This window comes from Bradyrhizobium sp. AUGA SZCCT0176, from assembly GCF_018130145.1.
GTDB lineage: Bacteria > Pseudomonadota > Alphaproteobacteria > Rhizobiales > Xanthobacteraceae > Bradyrhizobium.
On sequence record NZ_JAFCMB010000006.1, the window covers coordinates 363,596 to 378,388 of the forward strand.

The window sequence follows — 14,793 nt, forward strand, 5'->3', positions numbered from 1 at the left end:
GCCCGCATGTCCACCTTACCCCTGCCGCTTGCACTCTCCGATCCGCGCGAGGCGCCGCAACCGCGGCCGCTGATCCTCGATCTCGATGGCACGCTGGTGCGCGCCGACATGCTGCTTGAAACCGTGCTCGCGCTGCTTCGTGCCGCGCCGTGGCGGCTGTTCGAGATCGGCCTGTGGATGCTGCGTGGCCGCGCCTATCTGAAGCGCCGTCTCGCCGAGGAGACCAACATCGAGCCGGAGGTTCTGCCGTTCAATGAAGAACTCCTGGCCTATGCGGCCGATATCGCGGCGAGCGGGCGGCCGGTCTATGTCGCCACCGCCGCCGACGCCAAGGTCGCGGAAAAGGTGGTGCGGCGGATTGCCTTCATTCGCGGCGTCATCGGCAGCGACGGCTTGCGCAACCTGAAAGGCGAAGCAAAGGCACAGGTTCTCGCCGAACGATTCCCTGACGGCTTCGACTATGCCGGCGATGCGCGCGCCGACATTCCGATCTGGCGCCGCGCCGAAAACGCCATCGTCGTCGAGGCGGCAACGTCGGTGCAGCACGCCGCCGCAAGCGTCGCGACCGTCGCCAAGGTGTTCCCGCGACCGTCCCGGATCCGTGCATTGGTGCGCAGCATGCGCCCGCACCAATGGGCGAAGAACGCGCTGGTTTTCGTGCCACTCATCCTCGCAGGCTTGGTCTCCCACGTTGACGCCGTCTACGCGACGACCTGCGCATTCCTCGCCCTCGGCCTGGTCGCCTCATCCACCTATCTCGTCAACGACATCTGGGACCTGACCGACGACCGCAGCCACTGGTCGAAGCGAAACCGGCCGCTGGCGAGTGGACGCCTGCCGCTTGCAACGGCGATCGCCGCCGTTCCGATCGGGCTGTTCGCAGGGCTAGCCGTTGCGGCGCTGGCCGGACCGGCAACCGTTGCCGTCGTGCTGCTGTATCTCGCGATAACCCTGCTCTATTCGTTCGCGCTCAAGCGTATCCCCATTCTCGACGGCTTCGTGCTGGCCGGACTGTTCACGCTGCGCCTCGGCGCGGGCATCGTGGCGTCGGGCGCGCCGCCGTCGCCCTGGCTGCTGGTGTTCGCGATGTTCCTGTTCGCCTCGCTCAGCTTCGCAAAGCGCCACACCGAGGTCGCCCGCGTCATCGAGCGCGGCGGCACCGAAGTCCGTGGCCGCGGCTACAAGTCCATCGACCTGCCGCTCATCATGGGCATCGGCATGGCGACGGGGGTAGCCGCCGTGCTCATCATGGTGCTCTACATCATCAACGACGCCTTCCGGCAGAGTTTTTACGGCAACACCGCCTGGCTCTGGGCTTTTCCGGCCATCCTGTTCCTGTTCGTGTGCCGGATCTGGCTGAAATGCGGCCGCAGCGAGCTGCACGACGATCCCGTGGCGTTTGCCGTCACCGATCGGCCGAGCCTGGCGCTCGGCGGCGCCCTGATGGTGTGCTTCGGACTGGCATGGTCGGGCGTGTTTGGCTGACATGCCCCGTCGCCGCTTGCGCCTCGATGCCGCGGAGGTTCCGCGTCGTCGGGCGTGGAAGACACAGGTTGGCCCCTGTAAAATAATCCAAAAAAAACCGCAGGACGATGTCGGATTCGGCCGACCCCGTTCGTCGTTTCGCCACGCCGATCGGGCCGGCCTGGACACCGCAAGCGGCACCAAGCGAAGCGAAAGGATGAGAAATGGCCAAGATGACTGCCAAGAACACGATTTGCGTATGGTACGACAAGGACGCCGAGGCGGCTGCCCGCTTCTACGCCGAAGTCTTTCCCGACAGCGCCGTGCACGCCGTCTACCGCGCACCGAGTGACTACCCCTCGGGCAAGAAGGGCGACGTGCTGACCGTCGACTTCACGGTTGCCGGCATTCCCTGCATCGGCCTCAACGGTGGCCCCATGTTCAAGCAAACCGAAGCGTTTTCGTTTCAGATCGCCACCGACGACCAGGAAGAGACCGACCGCTACTGGAACGCCATCGTCGGTAATGGCGGCCAGGAGAGCGCATGCGGCTGGTGCAAGGACAAATGGGGCGTTTCCTGGCAAATCACGCCGCGCACGCTGACGGACGCGATGGCGGCCGGCGGCGCCGAAGCCAAGCGCGCCTTCGATGCCATGATGACCATGAAGAAAATCGACGTAGCCGCGATCGAAGCGGCGCGGCGCGGTTGATGTTCGCCGGATAGAAGTGGCCTGGCCCGGGCTCGGTCGTCGCGGGTGCAAAGCGGACGTGGACCGGCCTCACTGAATTTTCAGTATCAGGCGTGACGCCGGCTGAACAACAACAGGCCACCCATCGTTGCGAACAGCCCTCCTGTTGCCCTGTTGATCCAGCGCATGTGCCAGCTGGAGCGCAGGACGGGGGCGATCGCGGAGACGCCGAAGGCACACATCGCCAGCACGCTGAATTCGCATGCGATGAAGGTAACGGCGAGGATGGCATATTGCGGCGCGAACGGCTCGACCGGGTTCAGGAACTGCGGGAAGAACGCGGTGAAGAACAGGATGGCCTTGGGATTGCTCGACCCGACCAGGAAGCCCCTGACATAGTGCGTGCGCAAGCGCCGGCCGCTGTCCGCTGGAGCCCTCTTGATATCGACGGCTTCAGCGGTGCTGCCGAACGTCTTGATGCCGAGCCAGATGAGATAGATCGCACCGATCACCTTGACCACGGTGAAGGCAAGCTCCGATGCCGCGAGCAATGCACCGAGGCCCAGCGCCGAAAGCGCCATGACTCCGAGGACCGCGCTGATGCTGCCAACCGCAGCTGCCAGCGCGCCTGACTTGCCTTCGTTCAGCGCCGTCGTCATGCAAGTGAGCATGGTTGGGCCGGGTGACAGCACCAACACGGCTACGGCGGCCAGGTACAGCAAGTAGGTCGTCAGGGTCATTATTCGCATCCATATGCGTGGTGAGGTTAAGCGCGCGGAGTGAGGTCAAGCGACACCCTGTCGGGTGTGCCAGCCGGTGATGGTTACGACGGAGGCAGGCCTATTTCATTAGCAGTTGGGTAGCCGCCCACCCAGCCCATACTTGTACCAAAAGCGACGCGGATTACCCTGAGCGGCCCTATCCCGGTTCGGAATGTGAGCAATTTCGACCAGCGCGGCGGAAAATTGCATCCTGCCCGCATTTCGAAAATGAATCGCCCATTTTTGAGCTCGCCGGCGGGCGGCAATTGTATTTTGGCGAGCCTTTGGAACTTTTCGGAACTTCTGCCATTGCAGATTTGCTGATGGTGCGAACCCCAAGGAGTGTTTGCAATGGCAACCCACATCGTTATGGACCACACTGGCGATACCCGCCATGAGTTTGATGCGAACGACGCGAAGGCGTTGTTTGAAGCGGAAAAGCGCTTCGAACAGCTCACAGGCGCCGGCTTCACAGCGGCAATCAGAAACTCCTCTGGCGATCCGACGGTAACCCGCAGGTTCGATCCGAAAGCCGAAGAAACCCTGTTTTATCCAAGGCTAGTCGGCGGTTAGCGTCTCATGTTGCAGACAACGCTACGTAATGCGGTCCGTAACATCAGGCAATTGCTGGCGGATAGCGCGAACCGCTGGCAATTGCTGCGGGCTCAATATCGGGAATTGGGCTGCCCTCAAAGGGAGGTGCGCGGCATAAGGTTGCTGCAAGCGTGGCTATCGCCCGAACAACTGGTTCAGTTCAACAAATACGGGTACTTCGAAGTCACGGGCTGCCAGACCGGCAAGCGATACCGGATCTGTTATGGCACAGCGACAAATATTCATGAACTTGACCAATATGGGCGCCCGAAAGCCGGTTGGTGTTTTGTACCAAACCAGCCACTGGTGCCCGGCGACGTCATGCTCGCACAGAAAATTGCTTTGGAAACCGACGAGTGGGCTGCGCTGGCGGTGGCTAAATCGTTCAGGCCGACTTGGCATTGAAAAGACCTGGCACGTCTGAGGGGCCGAGGTCCGCTGCGCTGCACGGGCAGGAGAAGCGCTGGCGGTCCTGATGCGGTGCAGCACGGGCTGCGCCGACGGCGTCTCTACGGAAAATGGATACAAGCAGACTGTTTACCAAGTCGGTCAATGACGTGAAAACCACCTTCCCTAAGCCGTCCGAAACAAATCCGCTCTAGGCTGCCTCCAACAGCAAGAGGCAGCAAATGTTCACGATCATCAGGGCGCTCGTCATCGCGGTATGCGCGTATGCCGGTTCATCGGTAGCAGGCAGTCAATTCCCGGACCTGCCGAACTCCCATCAAATCTACACCGAGTAGCTCACGGAAGTTCGTGATCGAACTCGGCAACAGCAATTCCGGCAGTAACCACGTTCAGTTACGGACTGTCAGGAATTACGGCGTTTGCTCTCGTCAGGTTCTGTGGCGGAGATGGTCATGCCTCTCGGACGATACATAGCCTGGGTCGGCGCATCGTTGCTTGTGTTGCTGTTCGTGGCCAACTGGTTCTTTCCGCAACCCTCGGCGGAGCCCGCCGGTGACGAAGTTAACAGGCCGGTCATCCGGATCGCTTCTCTGCAGCAGCCGCCGGAGCGGATCGTCATCGACACCAACCTTCCGACGATCGTTCCGCCGCCCGCGCCCGCCGATGCCATGCCGGACGAGCCGCCCGCGCAAGCACAATCATACGCGCCGATAACTTCTCATGCGTCGGTTACTGGCGTGGAAAAAAGCAAGCCAAAAGCCACGAAGAGAATGGTGAAGGAGGCTGCAGCCAGACACCCGTCATCGCCCCATACGCAAATCAAAACGCCTGTGGTCGCGAGTGGCAGCCCGGCACCGGTCGCAGCGCCCACCAGGTTGTCGTTCGCGAACATCATTTCCGGGCAGCTGGTGAGAGAGCTGTTCAACCTTCATTGAGCCCGTGCGCAGAGACACTCGCGCCTCCGTGCATTAACCCTGTTGTCAGACTTACTTCGTCGCTCCTGCGCGCAAGTCAATTCTGCCGCTAACCCGCCGCATTGGATCCTAGAAATCGTTCTGCGACGTTGGGCAGACTATTTCCCCCTATACGGGGCAAGCACCTTCGTTCTGGAAGAGCAGATCATGATGAGGGCAGGTCTCCTCGTTGTCGGCCTCAGCGCTCTGACCATCATGGAGCTGGGGACACCGCGACGCACCAAGACAACTGCGCCAGATCGGTTCGAGCAACTGACCATCGGCGTCAGCGAATCAGGTGACACCCTGGAGACGACTGACCGGCACGAAGTCCACCGTTTGCAGCATGAAGCACCGGTTCAGCCGATCTCATCCGTCGAACGAACACCGCCGCCGGATGCAACGGCTTTAACTCCAGAAAAGGAGCCGAGCACTGTCGGGAGCGCTACAGGCGGCAAAAAGCACGTTGCCGGGAAGTTACGACCTGGATCCAAATACACGGAGCCTGACAAACCCAAGCCTCAATCCACAGATCCCAACAAAGCTGCAAGGATGGCCCGGCCGAAGCCGATGGGCGAGGCCAGGCCGTGTCGTCCGAATGCTTTCGATGGTCTTCTTCAAGCATTGAACTTGTCCTCCCGATGCCAGACCTAGCGCAATGGCCTTCGTGCAATGTCGCGTTGGCCGGCGCCGAACCGGCGAACCTCGCTCGTAGATCTGGGGGCGGAGCGCGTGTGGACGAAATCAGGCCACCTCGCCCGGACGAGCGGGGCGCACCTGACAGATCGCGAGATCCGTTCAACGTGGCAATCGTCGCGATCGTGTTAGCGGCGGCGATTGCGTTGGCTGGTATCGCAGGCGCCTACATCTTTCGCAGTACTTATTCAAACCGGCAGACAATCGAGTCAATCGACGTCAAGGCTCTGGTGGAGCGCATCATCAAAGTCGAATCGGCGGGAATTGCGAACAAAAAGAACAAGCTTTCCAGCGCCACAGGGGCTGGTCAATTTCTCGATGACACATGGCTCGAAGCCATCCGAAAGCATCGCCGCGATCTGATCAAGGGTCGCAGCGATAAGGAACTCCTGGAGCTACGGCAGGACGCAGAACTTACGCGGGAGATGATTGCGCGGCTGCTTGAGCAATATGCCAGGACACTGAATAAGCGCGGTCTGCCCCTCACGTCCGGTTCGCTTTATCTGGCCTATTTTGCCGGACCGGCTGGCGCCGTCGCTCTGCTGTCCGGCGCCGAACATGCCGACGCCGCGTCCGTCATGGCGGCCGCTGACGCGACCGGTCGAACCACCCGCCAGAAACTTGTCAGGGCTAACCCGTTCCTCGAGGTCCTAACGGTACGCGATCTCAAGAACTGGGCCGATCACAAGATGCGTGGCATCTAGATCGCCCAATTGCCGACATCTGGCCATTCGCCGCTATGGAACGACCGAACTGATCGCCAATGTCAGGGTTGCGCGGACTCTCGGGCTCACATTCCCGCCGACAATCCTTGTGCTCGCGGACCAGCTGATCGAGTGGAGCCCAAAAGCAACTCGCCGGGACGCATCTACGCCGAATGCCCGGAGGGACCGAAAGGTCAATTACACTGCCATGATGCGAGTGGTTCCGGCAAAGGACCGAAAGTCGTATAGTGGCATCCATTCTTGCCAGATGAGCCAGAGGGAGCAAATCCATGCGGAAGTCTCCATTCGGTGTCGCCGTCGCGGCTCTTATGCTTTCTACGCCTCAGCCGCTGGTCGCCGCGCAAGACGACGTGGATCAGCAGCTCGGTAACGTGAGCTTCAAAACCTCTTGCAACGATGTTGCGCAGCGTCGCTTCGATCGCGCGATGCGCTACCAGCACTCGTTCTGGTACACCAATGCCAAGGAGATCTTTGAGGAGGCCATCAAGGCTGATCCGACATGCGCCATGGCGTATTGGGGCATCGCGCTCACGATGATGGACAATCCGCACGCCGCAATTCCGCGGCCGAATCTTGCGCCCGGCCTCGCCGCGATCACCAAAGCCAGGGAGATCGGAGCCAAGACCGAGCGCGAACGCGACTATATCGATGCGATGATGGTGATGTATGCAGACCACGAAACGATCCCCCATGCCCAGCGCATGCGCGCGCTGCGCGACAAACAGGCCGACATCGCAGCGAAATATCCAGACGATGACGAGGCTCAGATTGCCTACGCCATCACGCTCAACACCTCGGCGGATTTGAAAGACAAGACCTACGCGCAGCAGACCAAGGGCGCCGCAATCCTGGAGCCGATGTCCGTACGGCTGCCGCAGCATCCGGGCGTGACGCACTACCTGATCCACCTCTACGACTATCCGGCGACTGCGCAAAAAGGCCTCGACGCCGCCAACCGCTACGCCAAGATCGCTCCGGCCGCGCCGCACGCCCAGCACATGCCGTCGCACATCTACACCCGCGTCGGCTATTGGAAGGAATCGATCGTCTCCAACGCCGCCTCCGTGAAAGCCGCGAAGTCCGAGAAGTCGGTGGGCAATTACCTGCACGCGCAGGATTACATGGTTTATGCCCATCTTCAGCTCGCCCAGGACCAGCAGGCGCGCGCCGTCATAGACGACATGATCAAAGAGACCGACTTCAAGGTGACGGTCGCGGCCGCCGACTACGCGCTGGCGGCCTCGCCGGCCCGCTTTGCGATCGACCGCGGCGACTGGGACGCGGCCTCGCAACTGTCCGTCAGGCCGAGCGGCCTGAACTACGCGATGGCGATCTCGCATTTCGCACGCGCGCTCGGCTCGGCGCGCTCCGGCAAGCCGGAAGCGGCCAGGGCCGACATCCAGAAGCTCGCGGAATTGCGCGACAAGTTACGCGACGCCAAGGATAATTATTGGTCGCAGATCGTCGACATCCAGCATCAGGTCGCCGTTGCCTGGGTGCTTCACTCGGAGGGCAAGTACGACGAGGCTCTCAAGGCCATGAGTGCGGCAGCGGACGCCGAGGACCTGACCGAGAAGCATGTGGTCACGCCAGGTCCGATGGCGCCGGCGCGCGAGCTCTACGGCTCCATGCTGCTCGATCGCGGCATGGCCAAGGAGGCGCTTGTGGCATTCGAGGCCACCAAGGCCAAGGAGCCGAACCGCTTCCAGGGCTACGCCGGTGCGGCCAAGGCCGCCGACACGCTCGGTGACAAGGCGGCGGCGCGACAGAACTATCAGCAACTCATGGCGCTCGCGGCGAACGCCGACACGGAGCGGCGCGAGGTAGCGGCGGCAAAGACGTATCTCGCCAGCAACTAGAGCATGATCCGGCTAGCGAGCAGAACGGTGGTGCAATGAGAAGGCTAGCTATCGCCGTCGCAGCAGCAGCGCTGGGGTGCGTACTCGCGGCGGCGTTGGCGTGGTCCGGTCTGCCACGGCACGCCGCGGCAACTGCGACGGCGCCTGTTTGGACCGAGGTGGCCTGGCCCTTCCCCATCGATCAGTGGGGCAAGGGCAAGGCGTTCCGCTGCAAGGCGGCCGACTGCGGCGCCGAGGTGAGCCTCTATCTGCGTGCCAAGATCGGGTTCTGCAATTGCACGACCGGCGTCGCCGATGATGAAGATCTGGATCGCATGGGAGATCTCGTTCTCGTCGGCGACGTTGCGCCGCTCGGCGCCGGTCGTCCGATCAACATTGCGTGGATGAAAGGCCGCAGCCGCGCCTACGCGCTCAACGCGCGCAATCCGCTCGGCAAGACGGCGATATCCGTCGTCTTCAACGAACGCTGCGACATGATCGCCGCAACCGCCGTGCTCGGCCACGACCGGCCGGCGGCGACCGAGCCCAGCGTGATCGAATTCCTCAACGGCGATCGGGTGATGCGCTGGGCCGAGATCACGCTTGGCCTTTGATGCGCGTGCAGGCAGGACTGTCCAAACGGGATGGAGACGGCAGATGGACATTCGCGCCGCACTGAAGGAGCTGTGTGAAGCCTTCAACGCGCACGATCTCGATCGCATCATGGCATGCTTTGCTGACGATTGTATCCTTGAGATGCCGAGGGGAAGCAGCCCGTGGGGCTCCCGTTTCGAGGGCAAGCGGAATGTACGGGAAGCGCTGGCGACGCGCTTTGAAGGCTTGCCCGATGTCCATTACGGCAACGATGCGCATTTTGTGGACGCGGCTGCCGATACCGGCATCTCGAAATGGACCCTCACGGGGACCACCCGGGAGGGCGCACGAAAGGAAGTCCAGGGTTGTGACTTCTATACGTTCCGCGACGGCAAGGTGATCCGCAAGGATTCGTACTGGAAAATCGTGGAGTGAGCGTACGGTTTGGGCACTTTCGGAGCAACGCGAACCGCCGTGGACCACTTTGAATTTGTCGGTTCACGCCTCGTTCACCTGCAATCTCCGAAGTGAGCCGCCGCGGATGCCCCGAAGGGGGTTCCCCTTCCCGTTATTTGGCAATGTGAGCAATTTTGACCAGCGAGTCGGTGTTGCGACGCGGCATGATGCTATCGTCACCCCACATCGGAAGATCAGGCAGATGACATGGGCTCGCGAGCTTGTGGAAAATAACGCCGTCGAAACCAAGCGCTACACGATGGCGGAGCTTTACGAACTGCGCCGGCTACTTATCAGGCACTCGCGCTCCATGCCGCCCGGGCCAGCCCGCAATGAGCACCGGCAGATTGCGGCTTCGATGCGCTCGCTCGCCTGCGACAAAAAGTGGCTGGCCGCCCATGCCGTGGATGGCCATAAGTAGGGCCGCCTCGGACGTAGTTAAATTCCGGACCGCTACGGCCAAAACGGCTAAGGTAGATGTCCTGCCGCGGGATCAAACCGGACATGGCTAACAACACCAATCAGATTGCCTTTGATCCCAAGGCGTTTCTCGCCGTCGTGGGCGAGGGCAAAACGATCCTTGAATTTCATAAGGATCAGGTCGTCTTCGCCCAGGGCGACGCGGCAGACACCGTCTTTTACATTCAAAGCGGACGGGTCAAGGTTGTTGTCATATCTGAGCAAGGCAAAGAGGCGGTGGTCGGGATTTTTGGAGCCGGCCAGTTCTTTGGCGAAGGCTGCATGAACGGCCATTCGGTGCGGATTGCGACCACGACCGCGATGGAAGACTGCCTGGTCACCACTATCACGAAGGCCGCAATGCTCGCAGCCCTTCACGATCAACCGAAGTTTTCCGAGATGTTCATGGCCTATCTGTTGACCCGCAACAGCCGCATTGAGGAAGACCTGATCGATCAGCTCTTCAACTCCAGCGAAAAGCGGTTGGCGCGCCTGCTGCTTCTGCTGGCGAATTTCGGCAAGGAAGGCAGTCCCCAGCCGATCATCCCAAATATCAGCCAGGAGACTCTGGCCGAGATGATCGGCACCACCCGGTCCCGGGTGAGCTTCTTCATGAACAAATTCCGCAAGCTCGGCTTCATCAGCTACAACGGAAAAATTGAGGTCAATAGTTCATTGTTGAATGCGGTCCTGTACGACAAACCCGAGATCAAGCGCGAGCCGTAACGATCGAGCGCGTCGCTTCAACGGACCTCTTCACGCCCCTGAATACGTCACGACAAGTGCGGCAACTGCCAGAACGCAGCTCACGATGAGCACCAGGAGAACGGGTCTGCCCAAGAGACCACCTCTGGCCTCCACCGCTGTCTCGACTATTTGCTTTCCATCCTTATGCATTGAACTCTCCTGTGAGCGGACCAACCGCCGCCCCTCGCACAAGTTCCAGGACCTTACGGACGTTCAACGTTGCCGGATTTCTGGTCCCCATAGTTGGAAGTGAGCAAAAGAGAACAGCGCCGCCGCAGCGAATGTGATCGGCTTGAAGCCGAACGTCGCTGTCCGCAACGGCGACGTTTCCAAGCGTGGCCCCGGCGCGGACCAGCCCCCAAGCCCAAGCGCCGGGGTCATTCTGTCCAAGTTCAGCACGTTCGACCGTGAACGTGAAACGACGTCGCGCCGCGATGCGGCCTCGTTGATTTCTGGTGATCGCAATGGCGATGTGATCGGCCGGCGCGCCGCGATGAGAGCGGCCCCAGCCAGGGGCTGGCTTCCTGCTGGGGCCGGTCTTTGAGAGCCGGGCGCAGCCGAATGGCGCACCCGTCCTATGCAAATGTCAGCACATCCCTGCCTTTGGCGCTGCTCAATTTTGACCACTATGCGAAACAGATATGCCGGGTCCTGATTGGGACGGCCCCGACGCGACGCTTGTGCATCGCCATTTTGGAAGGCCTCCAACTCATTAACTTTCGGAATGTGAGCAAAATGGAACAGACGGGGGGACCGGGGGAGTGCCAAGCTGGTTCCATCACCGGCCCGCTTCGGCACCTACCGGTGACTGAGAGTTCTGGAACGCTCCCGCCCAATTCAGGGAAGCATCATGACTTCATCCCAACAATTTCTGATCGCGATCGAGCGCCCGCGCTGTCTCCACTGCCAAACGCGGATGATGCTGGAGCGCGTTTGGCCGGGGCCGATCGGCTTCGAACACCGGCTGTTCGAATGCCCTAAATGCGATCGCGTGCAGACAAGCGTCATTGTGTCGGATCCCTTGAAGTCGAAGGTGGTCGGATGGCTCGGGGGAGAACTCAGAACACCGAACTGAGGTAACGTCCATGCTGCAAAGACAAAGCCAGGGTCCACAATGCACGGCTTGTGGTTCTCCCATGAAGTTGACCGCTATCGAACCGAGCGATACGGGCCAGGACCTGCGAACGTTTACTTGCCCGCATTGCAGGAGGGTTCAACAGCACATCATCGAAAGCGCGGTGACTGATGCATGGTTGGAACGTGGCGGATTGATAGCCTGATGTATCGGCGCCACGAGTGCATCGCCAAAGCGTCAACCTGTCGTGAGAACGCGCACGAGGATCCAACACGTCATGACTACTGGATCGACGAAGCAATCGTATGGCATCAACGCGCCATCGACGCCCGTCGCGAATACGTGGCCACTCACGAAGTTCATGATGGGCGCCTGATACCGAAGTAGCGCGTTTGATTGGCCACGATCCCTGCAATCGAGCATTGACCATGCAAAAGTTCTTTTTTGACATGAAAGACGGCGTCCCGATGAGAGACCGCATCGGCATCGAGTTCAACACCAATGCCGAAGCGATCAGGCACTGCAAGGAGATCGCGCAGGACTTCCGGGACAACAGCCTGCGGGACGACCAGGACCTTGAGATATTGGTTGTCAACGAAAGTGGAAAAGAGATTTATCGCGAGTTTGTTCACCGCGAACCGGAATAAAGGCGGCAGGGCCGACTGCCCCTGCCCGCGTTAAATAGAGTGGTCCAATGATGATAGCTAACTCAACTCTCGAGTTCGAGCGCTTGCTGGGCAAGGCCGCGCTCGCATTGTGGCCGGACCTCCCTCGCGACGTGCAGGAGAACCTTTTCGAAACCGCTATGGCCGGGGACATTATCGTCGGAAAACATCTGGCGTCGTACCTGCACGACCACCATCCGAAAACGGCTCATCCCGCAACGCCGACGCAGTTAGCATAGAGGGTGTCACGGGCCTCTGGACAGACATAACAGGCACGTTGGCCGGGAGCGTCTTATTTGATTTACTTACACCAACTCAAGGTGAGTATCGTATCCTCTGTTGCTATCGCACTAAGCGTGTTGGTGAATGCAACCTTATGCAGCGCCGAACCCAACGCCGCTGCGGGCAAGGCGTTTGCTCAAGCCAACTGTTCGCATTGCCATTCCATCGATAAGTTCACCCTGAGTTCCTTAGCCATTGCCCCGCCGTTTCGAACTCTCCACCTGCGGTATCGCGTCGAGTCGCTCGAAGAAGCGCTTGGCGAAGGGCTTTCCACCGGTCATGCGAATATGCCCGAGTTCAGGTTGGATCCCGGGCAAGTTGGCGATTTCATCAGCTTCCTTAAATCGCTTGAGCCTTAGCCAGTACAACGATCGGCGTTAGCGAGAACTCGCTGTCTGGACTCGAACGTGCGACCAGTGGCGATTTGACCCATCTCGGACATGGACTCTTCAGCTCGCTTTCCCGAGTCTGGTGCCCATATAGGAGTTATCATCGCGTTCGTTGTTCGCCGCTATCGGTGACTGAGAGCCACGGCGCTCCCGCCATCATCATCGCGCACCTCGCCCAGGATTTGGGCGATCGCTGCATTGCTATGAGGAGGAAGTCTTGGCTTTCAAAGATATTCTCGTGACATTGACCAGCTATCCCGAGCCGTCTCCTTCATCGGTAGTCGACGATGCGGTTTCAATCGCTGCGGTCCTCGGCGCGCATCTCGCAGCGCTGTCCTGCGAAACGCACGTTCAGGTGCCCGGACATTTCCTTTCGGGCTCGTTCGCCAATCTTCCCGAGATCATTGCGGGTGAAGGCGCCAAGAGCCGGCACAATGCCCAGACCCTGCTCGCGGCATGCGACAAAGCCGCGGAAAGGGCTGGCGTTCCTCACGAAGCAATCCTTCAGAAATGTACCCCGACTGAGGTCCCGAACCTGCTTGTCGACTATGCCCGGCTGCACGATCTGACCATCATGCCAGTTATGGACTCGGACGATCAAATGTACGCGGAGGCGGTTATTTTTGGATCAGGTAAGCCTACCCTGGTCTTGCCGAAAATTCCCCGGTCACGTTCGTTCGAGCTTGGCACGATCGCTGTGGCTTGGGATTTCAGCCGAGCTGCCGCCCGCGCGATATCGGACGCTCTTCCGCTTCTTGAAAAAGCGAGAAAGGTCCATGTGGTCACAATTGTCGGTGAAAAGGACATGGACACAAAGCATTCTGCTGAGCAACTTGCAAAGAACTTGGCTCGGCACGAAATCGATGTTGTGCTGGAAAGGATCGAAGCCAAGGGCAAGCCGATTGGCAGCGTCCTTGAATCGTATTCGCTGTCCCACGGGGTGGATTTGCTTGTGATGGGTGCTTATGGCCACTCGCGGCTAAGGCAGTTCATCCTCGGAGGCGCTACCAAGAGCCTGTTATCGAAGCCACCCGTGCCGATCCTCTTTTCGCACTAACGACGAACCCGTCAGCGCTATCATTGCTTGACCGCCATATTGAGCGATGATCGGAATACCCGACGTGACAGCTGCGCCCGGACGCACCGCCGCTACGAGGCCAAAGCTGCGATTCCGGCAGCAATCCGATTTCTGCCCGGTGTGGTTAGGCGCAACTTGCCATCGATATCGGCCATGTAGCCTAACGCGATCAGTCGGGCGCTGTGTTCGGCAGGGATGACCGCCGGACGGTCATTTACGGCGGTATGGCCAACCGCAAGCAGCGATGCGAATTCTTGATGGGTCAGCATTGTCGCCTCCAGGTCATGGTCTGAGTATGGCCTGCTTCGGCAACACCGCATGGTCAATTTAGCTCAGTCGGAAAAAATTGAATCCGAAAAAATTGAATCCGTCAGTCCCCATTTGAAGCGCGAAGTTCTAGCCCATGTCCGAGTCTGCCCCTGGGACCGAACCCGGGCACTTCACATCGCCGGGGACAACTTATGGATCGCAAAGAAGCCGCACATAAGCCTGACTGGAGGCAAAGCCTGTCGGGTGGAGGATTCGCCATGGCTTCCAGATTCGTAATCGGTGACAAGGTCCATCAAGCATTCAGCAACCACGCCGAGGGAACGGTCGTTGCGATATTCAAGGATCGGGCCGGTGGGCTCCGGTATGCGGTTGAAATGTTCGGCCACCGCACCATTCAGATCGCAAGCGAAGGCAGCTTGGTCGCCCGCGACGATTGAGTCGTCGAACTGACCCGGCTTTGGGACGGCTATATGTCGGCGGCCGCCCTGATCAATGTCGCTCTGTCTGGGAAATCAATCCGGCCTTTGTCAGGGGATTCCGGGAACCTTAGCCATAACGGTCTGTTGGTTTCGAGCAATCCGACCAGACTCCCTCTTCGACCTTCGGCTGGGCAGCGTGGACTACGGCCATAGAGTTATGGCGAGGTCGGG

19 protein-coding genes are annotated in these 14,793 nt (G+C 60.0%); 16 read left to right on the plus strand and 3 right to left on the minus strand.

Features of this window, described 5'->3' with window-relative positions:
• Positions 1–6: 6 nt before the first annotated feature.
• Positions 7–1,485 carry a UbiA family prenyltransferase gene (locus JQ600_RS17925; protein WP_212389961.1) on the plus strand — a complete coding sequence of 493 codons (1,479 nt, stop codon included), beginning with the start codon at positions 7–9 and terminating at the stop codon, positions 1,483–1,485.
• 212 nt (positions 1,486–1,697) lie between these two features.
• The gene (locus tag JQ600_RS17930) at positions 1,698–2,174 is read left to right on the plus strand and encodes a VOC family protein (RefSeq protein WP_409363317.1); all 477 of its coding nucleotides are present in this window, start codon (positions 1,698–1,700) and stop codon (positions 2,172–2,174) included.
• Between the two features lie 86 nt (positions 2,175–2,260).
• On the opposite strand, the gene JQ600_RS17935 is transcribed toward JQ600_RS17930, so the two are convergent.
• Positions 2,261–2,893, minus strand: a complete 633-nt coding sequence (locus JQ600_RS17935; protein ID WP_212266379.1) for a LysE family translocator — start codon at positions 2,891–2,893, stop codon at positions 2,261–2,263.
• Positions 2,894–3,265: 372 nt separating this feature from the next.
• Here JQ600_RS17935 and JQ600_RS17940 point away from each other — a divergent pair, with 372 nt between their 5' ends.
• From JQ600_RS17940 to JQ600_RS17990, 11 genes are all read left to right on the plus strand, one after another.
• Entirely contained in the window at positions 3,266–3,487 is a 222-nt protein-coding gene (locus JQ600_RS17940) for a hypothetical protein (RefSeq protein WP_212266377.1), read from the plus strand.
• 6 nt (positions 3,488–3,493) lie between these two features.
• Entirely contained in the window at positions 3,494–3,913 is a 420-nt protein-coding gene (locus JQ600_RS17945) for a hypothetical protein (RefSeq protein WP_249133168.1), read from the plus strand.
• Between the two features lie 455 nt (positions 3,914–4,368).
• The gene (locus JQ600_RS17950; RefSeq protein WP_212389963.1) at positions 4,369–4,851 is read left to right on the plus strand and encodes a hypothetical protein; all 483 of its coding nucleotides are present in this window, start codon (positions 4,369–4,371) and stop codon (positions 4,849–4,851) included.
• Between the two features lie 752 nt (positions 4,852–5,603).
• Positions 5,604–6,269 (plus strand): lytic transglycosylase domain-containing protein, encoded by a 666-nt coding sequence (locus tag JQ600_RS17955; RefSeq protein ID WP_312011048.1) that lies wholly within the window; start codon positions 5,604–5,606, stop codon positions 6,267–6,269.
• 329 nt (positions 6,270–6,598) lie between these two features.
• A complete protein-coding gene (locus tag JQ600_RS17960; RefSeq protein ID WP_249135942.1) occupies positions 6,599–8,149 on the plus strand; it encodes a M48 family metallopeptidase in 1,551 nt (516 codons plus the stop codon).
• Between the two features lie 35 nt (positions 8,150–8,184).
• Positions 8,185–8,742: a hypothetical protein gene (locus JQ600_RS17965; RefSeq protein WP_212389964.1), complete on the plus strand. Its 558-nt coding sequence runs from the start codon at positions 8,185–8,187 to the stop codon at positions 8,740–8,742.
• Positions 8,743–8,785: 43 nt separating this feature from the next.
• Positions 8,786–9,157 (plus strand): nuclear transport factor 2 family protein, encoded by a 372-nt coding sequence (locus tag JQ600_RS17970; RefSeq protein ID WP_212389965.1) that lies wholly within the window; start codon positions 8,786–8,788, stop codon positions 9,155–9,157.
• Between the two features lie 223 nt (positions 9,158–9,380).
• A complete protein-coding gene (locus JQ600_RS17975) occupies positions 9,381–9,599 on the plus strand; it encodes a hypothetical protein (protein WP_212266367.1) in 219 nt (72 codons plus the stop codon).
• An 83-nt stretch (positions 9,600–9,682) separates the two neighbouring features.
• Positions 9,683–10,363, plus strand: a complete 681-nt coding sequence (locus tag JQ600_RS17980) for a Crp/Fnr family transcriptional regulator (protein WP_212266365.1) — start codon at positions 9,683–9,685, stop codon at positions 10,361–10,363.
• Positions 10,364–11,234: 871 nt separating this feature from the next.
• A complete protein-coding gene (locus JQ600_RS17985; protein WP_249133169.1) occupies positions 11,235–11,459 on the plus strand; it encodes a response regulator in 225 nt (74 codons plus the stop codon).
• A 428-nt stretch (positions 11,460–11,887) separates the two neighbouring features.
• Positions 11,888–12,106 (plus strand): DUF6894 family protein, encoded by a 219-nt coding sequence (locus JQ600_RS17990; RefSeq protein WP_212266363.1) that lies wholly within the window; start codon positions 11,888–11,890, stop codon positions 12,104–12,106.
• Between the two features lie 62 nt (positions 12,107–12,168).
• Here the strand turns inward: JQ600_RS17990 and JQ600_RS37400 are convergent, their stop codons facing one another.
• Positions 12,169–12,336 carry a hypothetical protein gene (locus JQ600_RS37400; RefSeq protein WP_212266361.1) on the minus strand — a complete coding sequence of 56 codons (168 nt, stop codon included), beginning with the start codon at positions 12,334–12,336 and terminating at the stop codon, positions 12,169–12,171.
• An 84-nt stretch (positions 12,337–12,420) separates the two neighbouring features.
• On the opposite strand from JQ600_RS37400, the gene JQ600_RS18000 reads away from it, so the two are divergent.
• Positions 12,421–12,765 carry a c-type cytochrome gene (locus tag JQ600_RS18000; protein WP_409363316.1) on the plus strand — a complete coding sequence of 115 codons (345 nt, stop codon included), beginning with the start codon at positions 12,421–12,423 and terminating at the stop codon, positions 12,763–12,765.
• A 247-nt stretch (positions 12,766–13,012) separates the two neighbouring features.
• The gene (locus JQ600_RS18005) at positions 13,013–13,852 is read left to right on the plus strand and encodes a universal stress protein (RefSeq protein WP_212389966.1); all 840 of its coding nucleotides are present in this window, start codon (positions 13,013–13,015) and stop codon (positions 13,850–13,852) included.
• A 92-nt stretch (positions 13,853–13,944) separates the two neighbouring features.
• Here JQ600_RS18005 and JQ600_RS18010 read toward each other — a convergent pair whose 3' ends face one another.
• Positions 13,945–14,142 (minus strand): hypothetical protein, encoded by a 198-nt coding sequence (locus JQ600_RS18010; RefSeq protein ID WP_212266357.1) that lies wholly within the window; start codon positions 14,140–14,142, stop codon positions 13,945–13,947.
• Between the two features lie 192 nt (positions 14,143–14,334).
• Here JQ600_RS18010 and JQ600_RS18015 point away from each other — a divergent pair, with 192 nt between their 5' ends.
• Complete coding sequence (locus JQ600_RS18015; protein WP_212389967.1) at positions 14,335–14,580, plus strand: hypothetical protein; 246 nt, start codon at positions 14,335–14,337, stop codon at positions 14,578–14,580.
• Positions 14,581–14,793: the final 213 nt, after the last annotated feature.

What these genes read in the sequence shown, in the direction of transcription:
- JQ600_RS17925 (WP_212389961.1), top strand. Translation starts at nt 7, where the DNA reads ATGTCCACCTTACCCCTGCCGCTTGCACTCTCCGATCCGCGCGAGGCG.
- JQ600_RS17930 (WP_409363317.1), top strand. Translation starts at nt 1,698, where the DNA reads ATGACTGCCAAGAACACGATTTGCGTATGGTACGACAAGGACGCCGAG.
- JQ600_RS17935 (WP_212266379.1), bottom strand. Translation starts at nt 2,893, where the DNA reads ATGACCCTGACGACCTACTTGCTGTACCTGGCCGCCGTAGCCGTGTTG.
- JQ600_RS17940 (WP_212266377.1), top strand. Translation starts at nt 3,266, where the DNA reads ATGGCAACCCACATCGTTATGGACCACACTGGCGATACCCGCCATGAG.
- JQ600_RS17945 (WP_249133168.1), top strand. Translation starts at nt 3,494, where the DNA reads ATGTTGCAGACAACGCTACGTAATGCGGTCCGTAACATCAGGCAATTG.
- JQ600_RS17950 (WP_212389963.1), top strand. Translation starts at nt 4,369, where the DNA reads ATGCCTCTCGGACGATACATAGCCTGGGTCGGCGCATCGTTGCTTGTG.
- JQ600_RS17960 (WP_249135942.1), top strand. Translation starts at nt 6,599, where the DNA reads ATGCTTTCTACGCCTCAGCCGCTGGTCGCCGCGCAAGACGACGTGGAT.
- JQ600_RS17965 (WP_212389964.1), top strand. Translation starts at nt 8,185, where the DNA reads ATGAGAAGGCTAGCTATCGCCGTCGCAGCAGCAGCGCTGGGGTGCGTA.
- JQ600_RS17970 (WP_212389965.1), top strand. Translation starts at nt 8,786, where the DNA reads ATGGACATTCGCGCCGCACTGAAGGAGCTGTGTGAAGCCTTCAACGCG.
- JQ600_RS17975 (WP_212266367.1), top strand. Translation starts at nt 9,381, where the DNA reads ATGACATGGGCTCGCGAGCTTGTGGAAAATAACGCCGTCGAAACCAAG.
- JQ600_RS17980 (WP_212266365.1), top strand. Translation starts at nt 9,683, where the DNA reads ATGGCTAACAACACCAATCAGATTGCCTTTGATCCCAAGGCGTTTCTC.
- JQ600_RS17985 (WP_249133169.1), top strand. Translation starts at nt 11,235, where the DNA reads ATGACTTCATCCCAACAATTTCTGATCGCGATCGAGCGCCCGCGCTGT.
- JQ600_RS17990 (WP_212266363.1), top strand. Translation starts at nt 11,888, where the DNA reads ATGCAAAAGTTCTTTTTTGACATGAAAGACGGCGTCCCGATGAGAGAC.
- JQ600_RS37400 (WP_212266361.1), bottom strand. Translation starts at nt 12,336, where the DNA reads ATGAGCCGTTTTCGGATGGTGGTCGTGCAGGTACGACGCCAGATGTTT.
- JQ600_RS18010 (WP_212266357.1), bottom strand. Translation starts at nt 14,142, where the DNA reads ATGCTGACCCATCAAGAATTCGCATCGCTGCTTGCGGTTGGCCATACC.
- JQ600_RS18015 (WP_212389967.1), top strand. Translation starts at nt 14,335, where the DNA reads ATGGATCGCAAAGAAGCCGCACATAAGCCTGACTGGAGGCAAAGCCTG.